The 15,393-nt window shown below is 48.1% G+C and carries 15 protein-coding genes; 12 read left to right on the forward strand and 3 right to left on the reverse strand.

Annotated features, from left to right (window positions below):
* Positions 1 to 378 precede the first annotated feature (378 nt).
* The 9 genes from pyrR (at position 379) to FC26_RS07705 (ending at position 11,328) form a co-directional block, all read left to right on the forward strand.
* Positions 379 to 918 (forward strand): bifunctional pyr operon transcriptional regulator/uracil phosphoribosyltransferase PyrR, encoded by a 540-nt coding sequence (gene pyrR / locus FC26_RS07665; RefSeq protein ID WP_057779361.1) that lies wholly within the window; start codon positions 379 to 381, stop codon positions 916 to 918.
* Between the two features lie 155 nt (positions 919 to 1,073).
* On the forward strand, positions 1,074 to 1,997 hold the full coding sequence (locus FC26_RS07670; RefSeq protein WP_057779364.1) for an aspartate carbamoyltransferase catalytic subunit: 924 nt from the start codon (positions 1,074 to 1,076) through the stop codon (positions 1,995 to 1,997).
* Positions 1,998 to 2,007: 10 nt separating this feature from the next.
* The gene (locus tag FC26_RS07675) at positions 2,008 to 3,288 is read left to right on the forward strand and encodes a dihydroorotase (RefSeq protein WP_057779366.1); all 1,281 of its coding nucleotides are present in this window, start codon (positions 2,008 to 2,010) and stop codon (positions 3,286 to 3,288) included.
* Positions 3,281 to 4,378: a carbamoyl phosphate synthase small subunit gene (locus FC26_RS07680; protein WP_057779368.1), complete on the forward strand. Its 1,098-nt coding sequence runs from the start codon at positions 3,281 to 3,283 to the stop codon at positions 4,376 to 4,378. Before FC26_RS07675 ends, FC26_RS07680 begins: the two co-directional genes overlap by 8 nt.
* The gene (gene carB, locus FC26_RS07685; RefSeq protein ID WP_057779370.1) at positions 4,371 to 7,553 is read left to right on the forward strand and encodes a carbamoyl-phosphate synthase large subunit; all 3,183 of its coding nucleotides are present in this window, start codon (positions 4,371 to 4,373) and stop codon (positions 7,551 to 7,553) included. The genes FC26_RS07680 and carB overlap by 8 nt, the downstream gene beginning before the upstream one ends.
* Before the next feature lie 33 nt (positions 7,554 to 7,586).
* The gene (locus FC26_RS07690; RefSeq protein WP_057779372.1) at positions 7,587 to 8,507 is read left to right on the forward strand and encodes a dihydroorotate dehydrogenase; all 921 of its coding nucleotides are present in this window, start codon (positions 7,587 to 7,589) and stop codon (positions 8,505 to 8,507) included.
* The gene (pyrF, locus tag FC26_RS07695; RefSeq protein ID WP_057779374.1) at positions 8,504 to 9,226 is read left to right on the forward strand and encodes an orotidine-5'-phosphate decarboxylase; all 723 of its coding nucleotides are present in this window, start codon (positions 8,504 to 8,506) and stop codon (positions 9,224 to 9,226) included. Before FC26_RS07690 ends, pyrF begins: the two co-directional genes overlap by 4 nt.
* Entirely contained in the window at positions 9,226 to 9,861 is a 636-nt protein-coding gene (pyrE, locus tag FC26_RS07700; protein ID WP_057779375.1) for an orotate phosphoribosyltransferase, read from the forward strand. Before pyrF ends, pyrE begins: the two co-directional genes overlap by 1 nt.
* Before the next feature lie 210 nt (positions 9,862 to 10,071).
* Positions 10,072 to 11,328, forward strand: a complete 1,257-nt coding sequence (locus FC26_RS07705; protein WP_057779391.1) for an NRAMP family divalent metal transporter — start codon at positions 10,072 to 10,074, stop codon at positions 11,326 to 11,328.
* Positions 11,329 to 11,380: 52 nt separating this feature from the next.
* Here the strand turns inward: FC26_RS07705 and FC26_RS07710 are convergent, their stop codons facing one another.
* Complete coding sequence (locus tag FC26_RS07710) at positions 11,381 to 11,782, reverse strand: hypothetical protein (RefSeq protein WP_057779377.1); 402 nt, start codon at positions 11,780 to 11,782, stop codon at positions 11,381 to 11,383.
* A 229-nt stretch (positions 11,783 to 12,011) separates the two neighbouring features.
* Here FC26_RS07710 and FC26_RS07715 point away from each other — a divergent pair, with 229 nt between their 5' ends.
* Together FC26_RS07715 and FC26_RS07720 are read left to right on the forward strand one after the other, a co-directional pair.
* On the forward strand, positions 12,012 to 12,608 hold the full coding sequence (locus FC26_RS07715) for a recombinase family protein (protein ID WP_057779379.1): 597 nt from the start codon (positions 12,012 to 12,014) through the stop codon (positions 12,606 to 12,608).
* Positions 12,609 to 12,913: 305 nt separating this feature from the next.
* Positions 12,914 to 13,402, forward strand: a complete 489-nt coding sequence (locus FC26_RS07720) for an AP2 domain-containing protein (RefSeq protein ID WP_057779381.1) — start codon at positions 12,914 to 12,916, stop codon at positions 13,400 to 13,402.
* A 58-nt stretch (positions 13,403 to 13,460) separates the two neighbouring features.
* Here FC26_RS07720 and FC26_RS07725 read toward each other — a convergent pair whose 3' ends face one another.
* Positions 13,461 to 13,772 (reverse strand): hypothetical protein, encoded by a 312-nt coding sequence (locus FC26_RS07725; RefSeq protein ID WP_057779383.1) that lies wholly within the window; start codon positions 13,770 to 13,772, stop codon positions 13,461 to 13,463.
* Between the two features lie 106 nt (positions 13,773 to 13,878).
* On the reverse strand, positions 13,879 to 14,196 hold the full coding sequence (locus tag FC26_RS07730) for a hypothetical protein (RefSeq protein ID WP_057779386.1): 318 nt from the start codon (positions 14,194 to 14,196) through the stop codon (positions 13,879 to 13,881).
* A gap of 149 nt (positions 14,197 to 14,345) precedes the next feature.
* On the opposite strand from FC26_RS07730, the gene FC26_RS07735 reads away from it, so the two are divergent.
* Positions 14,346 to 15,374, forward strand: a complete 1,029-nt coding sequence (locus FC26_RS07735; protein ID WP_057779388.1) for a glycosyltransferase family 2 protein — start codon at positions 14,346 to 14,348, stop codon at positions 15,372 to 15,374.
* Positions 15,375 to 15,393 lie beyond the last annotated feature (19 nt).

A 15,393-nucleotide genomic window follows, 5' to 3' on the forward strand; every position in this document is an offset into this window, starting at 1 on the left:
GAGGGTAGGACGTCGCCATGCACGATAACCGTTAGTCGGAAGACTAGCGGTTTTTTTGTGCCGTTGAAACTGCGAACCGCGCACTCATTCAAAATGTGTATCGCCCTAGTATTAGTGCCTTCAAGAGGGTTACTTTCCTATTTCAGTGGATGACGTCACTAATCGTTCATTGAAAGGCTAGGTTGGTGGTAGCATTGTATAATTCGTGATTGACAAGTGCCCGACTTTAAACTAAACTATCTTCTAGTGAGTAACCTTTAAGATAGTCCAGCGAGGCTAAGAAGGATTCGGAGAATATTTAGGAAATATTTTGAAGACCTCTTAGTCGCAGTACGAGATTAAGAGGTCTTTTGTATTAATAAAGAAGGAGTGAGATTGGTGGCACACGAAGTTGTTGACGGATCAAGCATGCAAAGAGCATTAACACGGATTACCTATGAAATTATCGAACAAAATAAGGGTGTTGATGACCTTGTTTTTGTTGGCATTAAGACGCGTGGGATTTTCATTGCTAAGCGTTTAGCTAAACGGCTCAAGCAATTAGAACAAATTGAAATTCCAGTTGGAGAATTAGATATTACACTTTATCGAGACGACCGTCATGTTCCCGATTACCATCGCGAACCGGAAGTTTCTGCTGCCAATATTAACGTTGATATTAATGATAAGCATGTGATCTTGGTTGACGACGTGCTCTTTACTGGTCGGACAGTTCGCGCTGCCCTCGATGCTTTAATGGACATTGGTCGTCCTAAGAAAATCTCCTTAGCTGTATTAGTCGATCGCGGTCACCGCGAATTACCAATCCGTCCTGATTTTGTGGGGAAGAACATTCCTACTGCAATGGACGAACAAGTTCAAGTTGCCATGGAAGAATATGATGGTCACGAGGACGTCACAATTGAAAAAATAAAATAATCACTGAACCATTTAATTGTTTCCTGAGAGATACAAAACGGTACAGTAGCGTTTGATGCGGTGTAGTGGATGCATTGAACAATACAAGTGCAGTTTTAATCAGGAAATGATTAAAACTGCACTTTTTTGTTTGGCATTTAGAAAGGACGATCACAATGATGATAACGGAACGGATTCAACCCAATCTTGTAACAATCGATCAACTCGACGCCGAGGACGCCCTAGACCTCATTCATGAGGCACAAGCCTATAAGGCTGGTAAGACTGTCGAACTGAAACGGCCGGCATACGCTATGAATCTCTTCTTTGAAGATTCAACCCGGACAAAATCAAGCTTTCAAATGGCACAGCTTAAATTAGGCATGAAGATTATTAACTTTAATGCTCAAACAAGTTCTGTTAATAAAGGGGAGAGCTTGTACGATACGCTCAAGACGATTGAATCAATCGGGGTCGACATTGCGGTTATTCGCCACTCAGAGAATAACTACTACCGTGATCTATTAAAAAATCATCATTTGAATATTGGCATCGTTAATGCCGGCGATGGCAGTGGTCAGCACCCCTCACAATGTCTGCTGGACATGATGACCATTGCGGAACAGTTCCATTGCTTCCACGACTTAAAGGTCCTGATCGTCGGCGACATCAGCCATTCACGAGTTGCCCGTTCTAATGCCCAAATGTTAACGCGTCTCGGTGCCAAGGTTTACTTTGCGGGTCCTAAGCAGTGGTTCGATGACACCTTCACCCAGTATGGTGAATACGGCGAATTAGACGACCTGCTCCCCCAAATGGACGTTGTTAACCTCTTGCGGATTCAAAACGAACGTCTCGGCGCTGATATTGAAGTCGATACTGGTGATTATCACGAACGCTACGGCCTGACAAAAGCCCGTTACGACCAGATGAAGGAAAAGGCCATTATCATTCACCCAGCCCCCGTTAACCGTGGTGTGGAAATCGATAGTGACTTGGTAGAGAGTCCTAAATCACGTATTTTTACCCAGATGGAAAATGGGGTGTTTGTTCGGATGGCCATTTTGAGCCGCATTCTACGCTATCGGAAAGCCCTATAAGGAGAAATCAATGTCAATCCTATTAAAAAATGGTCAAGTGATTGATCATCACCAACTCATTGCACAAGATATCTTAATCGATAATGGTGTCATTCAAGATAAACAGGGTCAAATCGAAACCGATGCTGATCAAGTAATTGATTTGCACGGGGCGCTCATAACGCCCGGCCTTGTCGACATGCACGTTCATTTGCGTGAACCCGGTTATACCAATAAAGAAACCATTGTGACGGGGGCGAAGGCAGCAGCACACGGTGGCTTTACCATGATCGGCGCAATGGCAAATATTAATCCGACCTGCGATACCCCCGAAAAGTTTCATGCTCAGGAACAACGCAATGAAGCCGGAATTGTGAAGATCAAACAGTACGCGCCGGTGACACAGGGACGCGCCGGACATCAAGCAATCGACTTTGCGGCGCTTCATGAAGCCGGTGCACAGGTCTTTAGCGATGACGGTTCAGGAATTCAAGACGCAGCCGTCGTATTCGATGCGATGAAGCAACTGGCTAAGTTAGGCTTGCCACTGTGTGATCATGCGCAAGATGAGCAACTCTCCTTTGGTGGTGTGATCAACTGTGGTGATGTGTCAGAACGACTGGGACTTCCTGGTTTACCAGACATCAGTGAAACCGCACAAATTGCGCGTAACCTGATTATTGCGCAGGAAACTGGCGTGCACTACCATGTCTGCCACGTCTCAACTACCGAAAGTGTTGAATTGGTGCGCCAGGCTAAGCGACATGGTGTGAACGTTACCTGTGAGGTCACCCCACACCATTTATTACTAGATGAAGATGATATCAAGGAAGACGATCCCCAATTTAAGATGAATCCGCCACTGCGCGAAGTGACCGATCGTCAGGCCTGCATTGCGGGGTTGATGGATGGCACGATCGATATCATTGCGACAGATCATGCACCGCACACGGACGAGGAAAAGCAGCATGGGTTCTTGAACTCACCAAATGGCATCGTCGGATCAGAAACGGCCTTTGCTTTACTGTACACGAAGTTTGTGAAGAGCGGCATTTGGACGTTACAACAACTAGTGGACTGGATGAGCATCAATCCAATTCAAATTTTTAACCTCGATGACGCTGGTCAACTGCGAGTTGGGGACGCCGCTGATATTGCGGTATTTGATTTAACGACTGATTTTGTAATTGATGAAGAAAACTTCTTCTCGAAGGGTCACAATTCACCCTTTGTGGGAGATCACGTGAATGGATTAACCGTCCTCACCATGGTGGATGGACAAGTTGTGTATCGGAGGGGTACAAATGAGTAAAGCAAGGTATCTGGTGCTTCAAGATGGCACCGTTTATGAAGGACAAGCATTTGGCGGAGATGTAACCACTGCCGGTGAATTAGTTTTTAATACGGGGATGACCGGCTACCAAGAATCAATTACCGACCAATCTTATAACGGTGAAATTTTAATGTTTACCTACCCGTTAATCGGAAATTATGGCATCAACTTTGACGATGACGAATCTGTTGCACCAACGACGGCCGGAGTAGTCGTTCACGAACTTGCACGCAAGGCCAGCAACTGGCGCAACCGTCTCAGCCTCGATGACTTTTTGAAACAACACGAAATTCCCGGTATTCAGGGGATCGATACCCGATCATTAACTAAGAAAATTCGACACCAAGGGGCGATCCGTGCGGCCATCGTGGATCACGTCGCCGACGCGGCCGTACTAATTGACGGGCTAACTGAAAAGCTCAAGCAGGTGGTGGCCCAAAGCAGTACTAAGAATGCCTATCCTAACCCAGCGACTGGTTACCGCATTGTGGTCGTGGACTTTGGTTTGAAGCACAGTATCCTCCGCGAACTCGCCAAGCGCGAATGCAACGTCACGGTCTTACCATCAACCGCTACGGCCCAGCAAGTGCTTAACTATCAACCAGACGGGGTACTGCTCAGTAACGGTCCTGGCGATCCCAAGAACGTGCCACATGCGTTGCCAATGATTCGCGAAGTGGAACAACAAGTACCGGTCTTTGGAATTTGCCTTGGCCATCAGTTGTTTGCGCTCGCCAACGGGGCCGACACCTTCAAAATGAAATTTGGTCACCGGGGTTTTAACCATCCGGTGGAAGAAATTGCCACGAAGCGTATCGACTTTACCTCACAAAACCATGGGTACGCCGTGGATGCCGCTTCGATTGAAAATACTGATCTCTTAATTACCCATCAAGAAATTAATGACCAAACGGTGGAAGGCTTACGGCATAAGAATTACCCAGCCTTTTCCGTCCAGTTTCATCCAGATGCTGCGCCGGGTCCACACGATGCAAGTCACCTCTTCGATGACTTTTTGGAAATTATTGCTAGCAATCAACGTCAAAGGGAGTTAGAAGAAAATGCCTAAACGCGAAGATATTCATAAAATTTTAGTGATCGGCTCTGGTCCCATCATTATTAGTCAAGCGGCCGAATTTGATTATTCTGGCTCACAAGCCTGTCTCGCACTGAAAGAAGAGGGTTACGAAGTGGTCCTCATTAACTCTAACCCAGCGACGATCATGACGGACCAAGAGATTGCGGATCAGGTTTATATTGAACCCATTACTGCTGAATTTGTGGCTCGTGTGATTCGCAAAGAACGGCCGGATGCCATCTTGCCAACGGTCGGTGGTCAAACCGGCCTAAATATGGCTAAAGCCCTTGATGAACAAGGGATCTTGGAACAGTACAACGTGCAACTCTTAGGAACTAGCCTAAAATCCATTAATCAAGCTGAAGATCGGGAACAGTTTAAGGAACTCATGCAAGACCTTGGCGAGCCTGTGCCACAATCCAAGACGGTTAACACGCTCGAAGAGGCCCAAGAATTTACCGCAAAAATTGGGTTTCCAGTCATTATCCGCCCCGCTTACACTCTCGGTGGTACCGGTGGTGGAATTGCGGATAACGAAGAAGAATTAGACGAAATTTGTAGCAATGGCTTGGCTTTGTCCCCCATTACGCAGGTGCTGATTGAGCAAAGCATTGCCGGCTACAAGGAAATCGAATTTGAAGTGATGCGTGATTGCAACGATAACACGATGGTTGTTTGTTCAATGGAAAACTTCGATCCCGTGGGGATTCATACCGGAGATTCAATCGTGTACGCTCCCACACAAACACTATCTGACCGCGAATACCAAATGCTGCGTGACGTTGCCTTACGCCTTATTTCGGCCTTGAAAATTGAGGGGGGCTGTAACGTTCAATTAGCCCTTGATCCCAAGAGTTTCCAATATTACATTATCGAAGTGAATCCTCGTGTGAGTCGGTCATCTGCGCTGGCTTCCAAGGCAACCGGTTATCCAATCGCTAAGTTAGCCGCTAAGATTGCGGTGGGCTTGACCTTAGACGAAATCGAAAATCCCGTCACCAAGACGACGTTTGCGATGTTCGAACCGATGCTTGACTACGTTGTCTGCAAGATTCCACGCTGGCCATTTGATAAGTTCAACCAGGCCGATCGGCATCTGGGAACCCAAATGAAGGCGACCGGAGAAGTGATGGCCATTGGTCGCAATATTGAAGAAGCGACGCAAAAGGCAGTGCGGTCGTTGGAAATCGGGACCCAAACGCTCGATTTGGCTGAAATGGCGGATAAGTCTGACGAAGAATTGGCTGACTTGCTGGTGGCTGCCACTGACGATCGTCTCTTTGCGGTCTACCAAGCACTCAAGCGTGGTTGGAGTGTGGAAGAAGTTCACGAATTGACGAAGATCGACTTCTTCTTCTTAGACAAGTTGGTTCACATCCTCGAAATGACAACTGAAATTGTGGCCCATCAAAACGATGCCGCCACCTTGAAATTGGCAAAGCAAAATGGCTTCGCGGACGCTGTACTAGCTGATCTCTGGCAAACGAACGCCGATCAGATTCGGCACCAACGCCTTGCTAACGACATTGTGCCAACGTACAAGATGGTGGATACCTGTGCCGGCGAATTTGACGCCCACACGCCATACTTCTACAGCACATATGAAGATGAAAACGAAAGTACCCCGTTCGATCAACCAACTGTGTTAGTTATCGGCGCTGGCCCCATCCGAATTGGCCAAGGAATTGAATTTGATTACGCAACTGTGCACTGTGTTCAAACACTGAAGGATGCCGGTTACCGTGCGATTATTATGAATAACAACCCGGAAACTGTGTCGACTGATTTTTCAATTTCTGACAAGCTCTACTTTGAGCCATTAACGTTAGAAGACGTCATGAATGTGATCGACCTCGAAAAGCCGTTGGGCGTTGTCGTTCAATTCGGTGGTCAAACGGCGATTAACCTTGCTAAACCCTTGGCTGATCGGGGAGTGAAAATTCTCGGCACTCAGGTTAAAGACGTTAACCGTGCGGAAGACCGGGATGAATTCAACAAAGTAGTGACTGATTTACGCATTCCGCAACCGGTGGGCCAGACGGCCTTCACGAATGCACGGGCCCTCGAGGCTGCTGAAGAGATTGGCTATCCCGTGTTGGTACGGCCAAGCTACGTACTGGGTGGTCGGGCAATGCAGATTGTGCATAATCGGGAACAATTACACCACTACATGACGAACGCGATTAAGGTGTCACACGAACACCCCGTATTAATCGATAGTTACCTGCAAGGAAAAGAATGTGAAGTCGATGCGATCTGTGACGGTACCACCGTCTTGATCCCCGGCATCATGGAACACATTGAAGGGGCCGGTATTCACTCTGGTGATTCGATGGCTGTCTACCCCTCACAAACCCTTTCTGATGATGTGATTTCCCAGATTGAAACCCAAACGATTCAATTAGCTCATTCCCTGAAGTGTATCGGATTGATGAACGTCCAATTCGTCATTCATGAGGGGACGGCCTACGTGATCGAAGTGAACCCCCGGGCCAGCCGGACGGTGCCGTTCTTGAGCAAGGTCACGAAAATTCCAATGACCCAGTTGGCAACCGAAGTGATTATGGGACAAAAGCTGGCTGATAAGGGCTACACGGATGGCCTCGCTCCCGCTGATAAGATGATTCACGTCAAGGCACCCATCTTCTCATTCAGCAAGTTGAATGATGTGGATAGTTTGCTGGGGCCTGAAATGAAGTCGACCGGTGAAGTCATGGGAAGCGACGTGAGTCTACCGAAGGCCCTCAATAAGGCCTTCATCGCGAGCGGCTATGAGATTTCTGATCATGGATCAATCTTGATGACGATTAGAGACGAACAAAAGCCGAAGGCCACGGAAGTTGCCCGACGGTTGACGAACCTTGGTTTCAGCATTTATGCGACGCAGGGGACGGCCGACTTCTTCGAACAACACGGTGTGCCAGTCATGAAGCGGGTGGCTAAGTTATCCGATGGTAGCGACGATGAAATTATGGACCTACTGGTTAATAAGCGGGTATCGCTCGTGGTCAACACGGTTGACGATACTGAAAATGGGCAGCAAGACGGCGCCCGGATGCGGGCGATGGCCATTAGTCATGAAGTATTATTGATGACGGCGCTTGATACGGTATCGGCGATCTTAACGATGCTCGAGGACCGCGCTTACGCACTAGAAGCACTTTAAAAACGGTTTTAAAATAAACGAGGAGGCACCATCATGAATGCAGAGCGCTTAGCAGTTAAATTACCAGGCCTCGACCTGAAGAATCCTGTGATCCCAGCCAGTGGCACGTGCTGGTATGGTCAGGAATTAGCAGAACGCTATGATCTGAACGTCCTAGGGTCCCTGGTGCTTAAATCAACCACCAAGGCCCCCCGAGAAGGCAATCCTAAACCACGGGTTGCGGAAACGACTGCCGGTTGGATGAATGCCAATGGGTTACAAAACGTGGGGGTAGACGCCGTCGTTGATGAAAAACTACCCTGGCTTGGCGAACATTATCCGCAATTACCAGCAATTGCGAGTGCTGCGGGTTTTAGTGAGGATGAATACGTTCATGTGGTGCAAAAATTATCATCTTCCCCGTTTGTGAGCGCCATCGAAGTCAACGTGTCATGTCCCAACGTTGATCATGGGGGCCTCGCAATGGGCACCGATCCGGCAACCGTTGAACGTCTGGTGAAAAAATGTGAGGCCGTCGCCACAGTACCGTTGTACATTAAGCTCACGCCGAACATCACCGATATCGTCCCAATTGCCCAAGCGGCTGAACGCGGGGGCGCGCAAGGATTGACGATGATCAACACGTTAATCGGTCTGGGGATTGACCTGAAAACACGGCAACCCCAACTGGCCCACGTTACGGGAGGTTTATCTGGTCCAGCACTGAAGCCAATGGCGCTCCACATGATTCATCAGGTACGAAGCGTGAGTCAACTGCCGATTATCGGCGTTGGTGGCGTGACGACGGCCGAAGATGTCCTTGAATTTATGATGGCCGGCGCTAACGCGGTTGAAGTCGGCGCGGCGAGCTTCCATGATCCCCTGACCTGTCCTAAAATTATCGCGGACCTGCCAACGGTCATGGATTACTACCATGTCGATCGGTTAACGGATTTGTGGGAGGGACAATTTTGAAACGATTAACACCATTTGTGGCGCTTGATGTGGCCACTAAGGAAGACGCAGTGGCGCTGCTTGATCAATTAACGGTGACACCCAAGCCGTTTATCAAAGTGGGGATGGAACTGTTTTATCATTTCGGTCCAGAAATTGTTAAGACGGTTCAAGACCGTGGATTTGACGTCTTTCTCGATTTGAAATTATACGATATTCCCAATACGGTTAAACGTGCAATGACTGCCATTGGTCGCCTAGGAGTGGCCTTTACGACGATTCATGCCGCCGGTGGCAGTGAGATGCTAAAGGCTGGCAAGGCCGGCCTGGATGCGGGAGCGCAAGCAGCCGGATTACCAGCACCTAAACTATTGGCGATTACCCAACTGACATCCATCGACGAAACCATTTTGCGCGATGAACAACACGTTGCGCTATCGTTGATCGAGTCCGTCCAAAACTATGCGCATCTGGCCGCCCAGTGTGGTTTGGATGGCGTGATCTGTTCCGCGCAGGAACTCTCAGCCATTCGACAGGTGGTGGGCGATGATTTCTGGTGCATTACACCCGGGATTCGTCCGGAAATTAACCATGATGACGATCAAAAACGAGTTGTTACCCCGGCTCAGGCTCGTGAACTCGGCAGTAACGGGATCGTGGTGGGACGGCCCATTACGCAAAATGCTGACCCAGCGGCCGCATATCAAGCAATTCAACGCGCATTTATGGAGGCAAATTAATGAACGCAGCACAATCTGTAGCACAAGACTTACTCTCAATTAACGCCGTGACGTTACGGCCTAACGACCCATTTACCTGGGCAAGTGGTCTCAAAAGCCCAATCTATTGTGATAACCGGCTCACGATTTCGTACCCTAGTGTGCGTAAAGGCATCTACGACGGCATGACCGACTTGATCAAACATTACTATGGTGAGGTTAATGTCATCGCCGGAACTGCCACCGCCGGCATTCCGCATGCTGCTTGGGTGGCCCAGCAGATGAATCTGCCAATGGTCTACGTCCGTTCAAAACCCAAGGATCATGGCCAAGGCAAGCAAATCGAAGGGGTCTTGCAACCACGGCAAAAAGTGGTCGTCATTGACGATCTCTTATCAACGGGCGGCAGTGTTTTGAAAGCCGTCCATGCCGTTCAGGCAGCCGGCGCAGAAGTAATGGGGGTCGTCGCGGTATTCTCATATGAATTAGCGGCCGTAACCAAGAACTTTACCGACGAACAAATTAGTTTTCACACCGTGACCAACTATTCAACGTTGATTGACGTCGCCAAGCAAAATGGCGATATCACTGACGCGGACTTGGCATCACTTAAACAGTGGCGTGCCGATCCAGCTAAGTGGCTGGCAAAGGGGTAACCATAAAAAAATCATCTCGGGCACAATAGCGGCCATGAGATGATTTTTTTAGTCAAATTTAGGGTTCTTATATAAAAATGGAATATAATTTTAAATTTAATTCAGGTCATGGGTTTCAAGACGCCGAAAATCTGCTACTATAATGAGCAACGGTGTCCCAAAAGAATTGGAGTGATGAAAATGAAACAGGTTGACACTAAAAGTGGCTGGATGTGGCATGGCCCGACACGTCCAGCAAAAACGACCGCCACGCACACGCACTGGTTGAAGGTCTGGGGCCCAGGATTGATTGTTATGCTTGCTGATACGGACGCTGGGTGCCTGATTACGGCAGCCCAGTCTGGAACGCAGTGGGGGTACACCATGATTCTTCCACAGCTGCTGTTGATTCCGATCCTATACATGGCTCAGGAAATGACCGTGCGGCTCGGGATTGTGACACATAAGGGGCATGGTGAGTTGATTCGTGAACATTTTGGGGTTGGATGGGCCTGGCTTTCTGCTGGAACGTTGGCAATTTCGGCCGTCGGAGCCCTATTAACCGAGTTCGTCGGGGTGGCCGGCGTTGGTGAACTATTTGGTATTTCGAAGTGGATTACCATTCCGATTGCGACGGTGTTACTGGTTGGCATTGCGTTTAGCGGGAGCTATCACCGAGTTGAAAAAATTGGTGTGGTGATTGGTCTCGCAGAACTCGCCTTTATTATCGCGGTCGTGATGATTCGACCAAGTTTTACCCAGATGGCTCAGGGATTAGTCACTATTCCCTGGCGACATTCATCGTACATATATTTAGTGGCCGCCAATGTTGGGGCGGTCATCATGCCTTGGATGATTTTTTATCAGCAAGGTGCAGTGGTAGATAAACATCTGCAGCCCAGTGCGCTTCCTAAAGAGCGCCACGATACGTTTGTCGGGACGCTGATGACGCAAGGCATCATGTTGATCTTTGTGATTGCCTTTGCAGCAACGGTCGGCCATGCCGATCATCCACAAGTTCTGAGCACGGTGGGAGACCTGGCACACGCCTTGTCACCGTTTATCGGAAGTATGCCGGCTAAGGTTTTGATCGGGGCTAGTATGCTCGGTGGTGCTCTGGTGGCTGCTCTCGTGGTGGCACTAGCCGGCACCTGGGGCATTATGGAAGTTTTGAACTGGAAACACAGCCTGAACGAGCCCTTGAATCGGAAAAATGCGGGCTTTTACATCATGTACACACTGGCCCACGTGATTGGTGCCGTGCTGGTACTGGCAAACTTTGATTTGGTAAACATTGCGGTGGCCGTGGAGGTCATGAACGCCCTGTTGTTGCCAATCGTATTAGGCTTTTTGCTGCTTTTGGAAGCCCGTGTCTTGCCCGAACAATATCGGATGCACGGGTGGTATAAGTGGCTGGTCACCGTTCTTTGTTGGATCGTGATGATATTTGGTCTTTATATGGTCGGTCCCATTATGAGTTGGTGGTAGTAGATACAAAAACACAATGACGGTTTCGTCATTGTGTTTTTGTATGCGTTCATTATTCTTTCCAGTACTTCCACATGGTGAGTAATTCCTTCGACCGGTCATCTGCGGGTTGGTACCCGAGCGTAAAGAGGTGACGGAAGTACATGAGGTTATAAATTAAGCCAAAGATGATGGCCGGAATGGGCATGGTAATCTGTAAGCCTAACATCGAAACACCCATGAAATAGATCATGTCTAAAACGATCATGAGGGCGAAATTATACCAATCACCGCGCATTAAAGCGGGGATGGGACCGAACCAGAGGGTCGTCCATGATACGCCGACTTTTGCCGCTCTAATTTGGCCGTTTTCCGGATTGACAACCTTAGCATAGTTCGGTGGCAATGGGAGGTTGGAAAGTGGATCTTGGTCGTCGTTGTTCGGATCGTTTTGTCGGTTGAATGGATCTTGCATTGCGTGGAATTCCCCCTTTTATTTGTCTACTCATCATACCATATTGGCATAGCCTTTGGAATTGAAAGGACTATTTACTTACCCGGAGTGGTGAGATAGTCGCGTAAGCGAGTGTATTAGTTGAACTTCTGTCATAATTTAGAAATAATTATATTCTCGGATACGCTATGATATACAGCGCGTGATGATTAAGCCGGTTTTAAACCGGGACAAGACGAGGAGGATAACAATGAAATATGGCTATGCACGGGTGAGCACCCATGATCAAAACTTGGCACGGCAAATTAAAATATTGACGGATTTACAGGTGGATCGGATTTATCAGGAAAAGGCGTTGGGGGCCAATTTAGATCGGCCAATTTTAAACCAAATTATTAGTAAAATTAAGGAAGGTGATGAACTGGTCGTGACCAGTTTGGATCGTCTCAGTCGTGATGCGGATGATACGACGAAGTTAATCGTTAAATTATCGTTACGCGGTACCCGTCTGCGGGCCCTGGATGTTCCCAGTTTTGAAGAGGTTGAAAACCAAAACATTAAACGATTGCTCAGTTCCATGCTGGTTGAAGTCAAAAAGTTTTTGGCGTCGGAGGAACGCAATAAAATTTTGGAACGGCAACGGCAAGGCATTGATTTGGCTCTGCAACGAGGGGGTTACAAGGGGCGACCGATTCTATTTGGCCCGAACGTGAAGGACAAGCGCCGGCGAGCAGTTTATTTTGAGATTAAACAGCTACTTGAACAGGGAGAGTCAATGTATGCAATTCGGAAAAAAACAGGGAAAAGTAATACATTGATTCAACGCATTAAAAATGAACTCGATTAGCCGGGGGCATTGAGGCGGTATTCTAAACGAATTATCTTAATCTGTTCAATGATGATCGACATAATCGGGGTGAATCAACTTAAAAATAAAAAAAGAGGACTTATTTACGTATAATAGTGTACAACCCTTATAAACATGGACTATAATAAGCCATAATTGCAACGGTTAATCATGTACATCAACCATTGGTGGCATCAGCTGCTTCTTGGTGACAACGACTGATGAACTGGCGGTGTGATGTACAAGCTTGAAGAATATCCGGTATGAAGAGAGTACGCACGGGACTTATAATTGAGGTGAATTACATGTCGAGGCTAATTGATTTGTCAGGAAAAAGGTTTGGTCGGCTGGTGGCCATTCGACCAGAGGGACATAGTATCAACGGTAATATTCGGTGGTTGTGTCATTGTGACTGTGGCAACAATGCTATCGTAGATGGGTTTGAACTCCGCCGTGGGACCACGAAGAGCTGTGGGTGTCTCCGGCGAGAAGTCATGAAAAAACAGTATCAAGAAAACCCCGTCATGCAAAAATTTAAGGGGTGTTCTTCCAACCTCTACGACAGTAAGGGTGTGGCCTACGCCTCAATTAAACGGTCCAAACGTAACCATAGTGGTGTCATTGGGGTGTCCTACGATGAAAAGACGGACCACTGGTTTGCGCGGCTCATGTTTCACGGCCGCTACGTGTTGATGAAGAGCTTTGATACGTTTGAAGAAGCGGTCGAGGCGCGCCAAGCAGCAGAACGACAGTATTTGGGTAAGACCAAGTCTACTAAGCAAAAAACGAATTAATCACAAAAGCAGCTTGAAAACCGATCTGGTTTTCAAGCTGCTTTTTAACGTCATTAATTTAATGGCCGGCGCGAAAATGCATCACGATAGAATGGGGAAACGAGCTGGCACTCACCTGATGGCAGCGGGGGACAACGCGGTGGTACATGAGCGCTTTGACTGCCAGATTGAATTCGGGCTTGGTCATTTGATGGCCATCGATACACGAGATCGAGGCCTCCCATCCGCCATGGTAGGTAGAAATGAAAAGGAGCCAGCGGTTATCGATAACCAACCGCCGGGTGAAGACATCCCCGTGCTCGCGCTGCCCAGCCTGGTTCATCAGTTGAATCGTATCGAAGTAACGCTTGGTTTCGTCAATCACGATCATGTGGCCGCCTCCCAATCATTTTTCAGGTCACCCAGATTGTATCACAGAACCGTTGGGGAGCGTGGTACAACGCGGCCAAGATCAAAATTGGGGTTGCCTAAGAGGCCTATTGAAAGGTCAGGCGTCCGGCCATGTAGGCCTTTAACGCGGCACTTTTCATGTCGTTCCATGTCGCAAAGTTGGTATTTTGCTTGATCCACCGATTCCATTTGGCATCGGGGATGCTCTCAAAATCAGTGTCGGGAAATCCGGCCGCCACAAAATGACCGAAATCAGAGAATTTGTTACAAGTATGCGCTTTTAAGAATTGGGCGTTGAAAAGATTATTGGACGGAGACCGGCGTGCTGAATGGGGGTGTTCGGTTCCGTCGGCCAGTTGGTCTATTGAGTGTGTTAAGTTGTCTTGAGTTGCAGTAAATGACATCCGATGACCCCGTTTCTGTTAGTGTAGTTAACGTTGTAATATCCATTATAGCACAATATATTGAGAGTAAAAGAAAATAAAAACACCACATATTGTGGTGTGGCGATTTTTAGGGATTCGTGAGAAAATGATAAAAATGATGGAGGGAGATGACCACGGTGGAGAAACTCGTTTCAATTATTATTCCATTTTATCGTGTTAGCCAGCAACGTCTTGATATGGTGTTGACGTCAATCAATAACCAAATTGGGATTGATTTTCAACGTGTCGAGGTGATTCTCGTTAATGATGGTGGCCCTCAAATGACATTACCGGTATCACCGGTACTACAGTTTACGGTGCGGATGATTCAACGAGCTGATAACCAAGGGGCAGGGGTCGCCCGGCAGGCCGGCATGGATGTGGCGACTGGTCGGTACTACATGTTCGTGGATGCGGACGATCAGCTCCAAAATGTGAATGCGTTGGAAACCTTCTTTCGCGCGGTCCAATTTCATGGTGATCGAGACATCCTGATTAGTAAGTATTTAGAACAGTTGGTGGACGATGAGCGGGGCGGTTACCGGTATGTGGTTCATCGTAACCACAATTGGACGGCGCCAGTCGCCAAGTGGTTCAACCGTGCGTTTATCGACGAAATTGGTCTGCGGTGGCGTGATGATCTCCGAGTGTTTGAGGATACCTACTTTGTCGGTCTCGCGTGTGATCTGGCCGAGCACATTTACTACATGGACGACGTGACCTATGTGTGGCTCCATAACGCACAGTCGACGGTCCGGCAAAATGATGGGGCCTTCACGAGCCAGCTCCATGTGTGGGCGCGAATGAATCATGCCTACCTAGACATGATCGCAATGCAGCTACCGGCCCGCCTGCTGGCAACGTTTGGCGATTACGTGGCCGATAGTTATCTGCGGACGCAAAAGTATGTGGCTGCAGATCCGGCGGCCTTTGAACGGGAGCACCAACAATTGATGGTGGCCTACGAGGATCTATGGCCGCAGGTAAAACCGCAACTGAAGCACCTCGTCACTGACATTATCGAAACGAGCGGTGAGTTTGGGGATGGGACGACCTTCAAGCTGCGAGCCTTTATTAAACAACAGGATCAACTATATCAAGCGCATCAAAAAAGCACCGATCGGCGCTGCTCCGTGTCAAGTAGACAGATCAAATAATTAAAGTGCCTATGCACTT

The sequence above is a fragment of the Paucilactobacillus vaccinostercus DSM 20634 genome (assembly GCF_001436295.1).
Taxonomy (GTDB): domain Bacteria; phylum Bacillota; class Bacilli; order Lactobacillales; family Lactobacillaceae; genus Paucilactobacillus; species Paucilactobacillus vaccinostercus.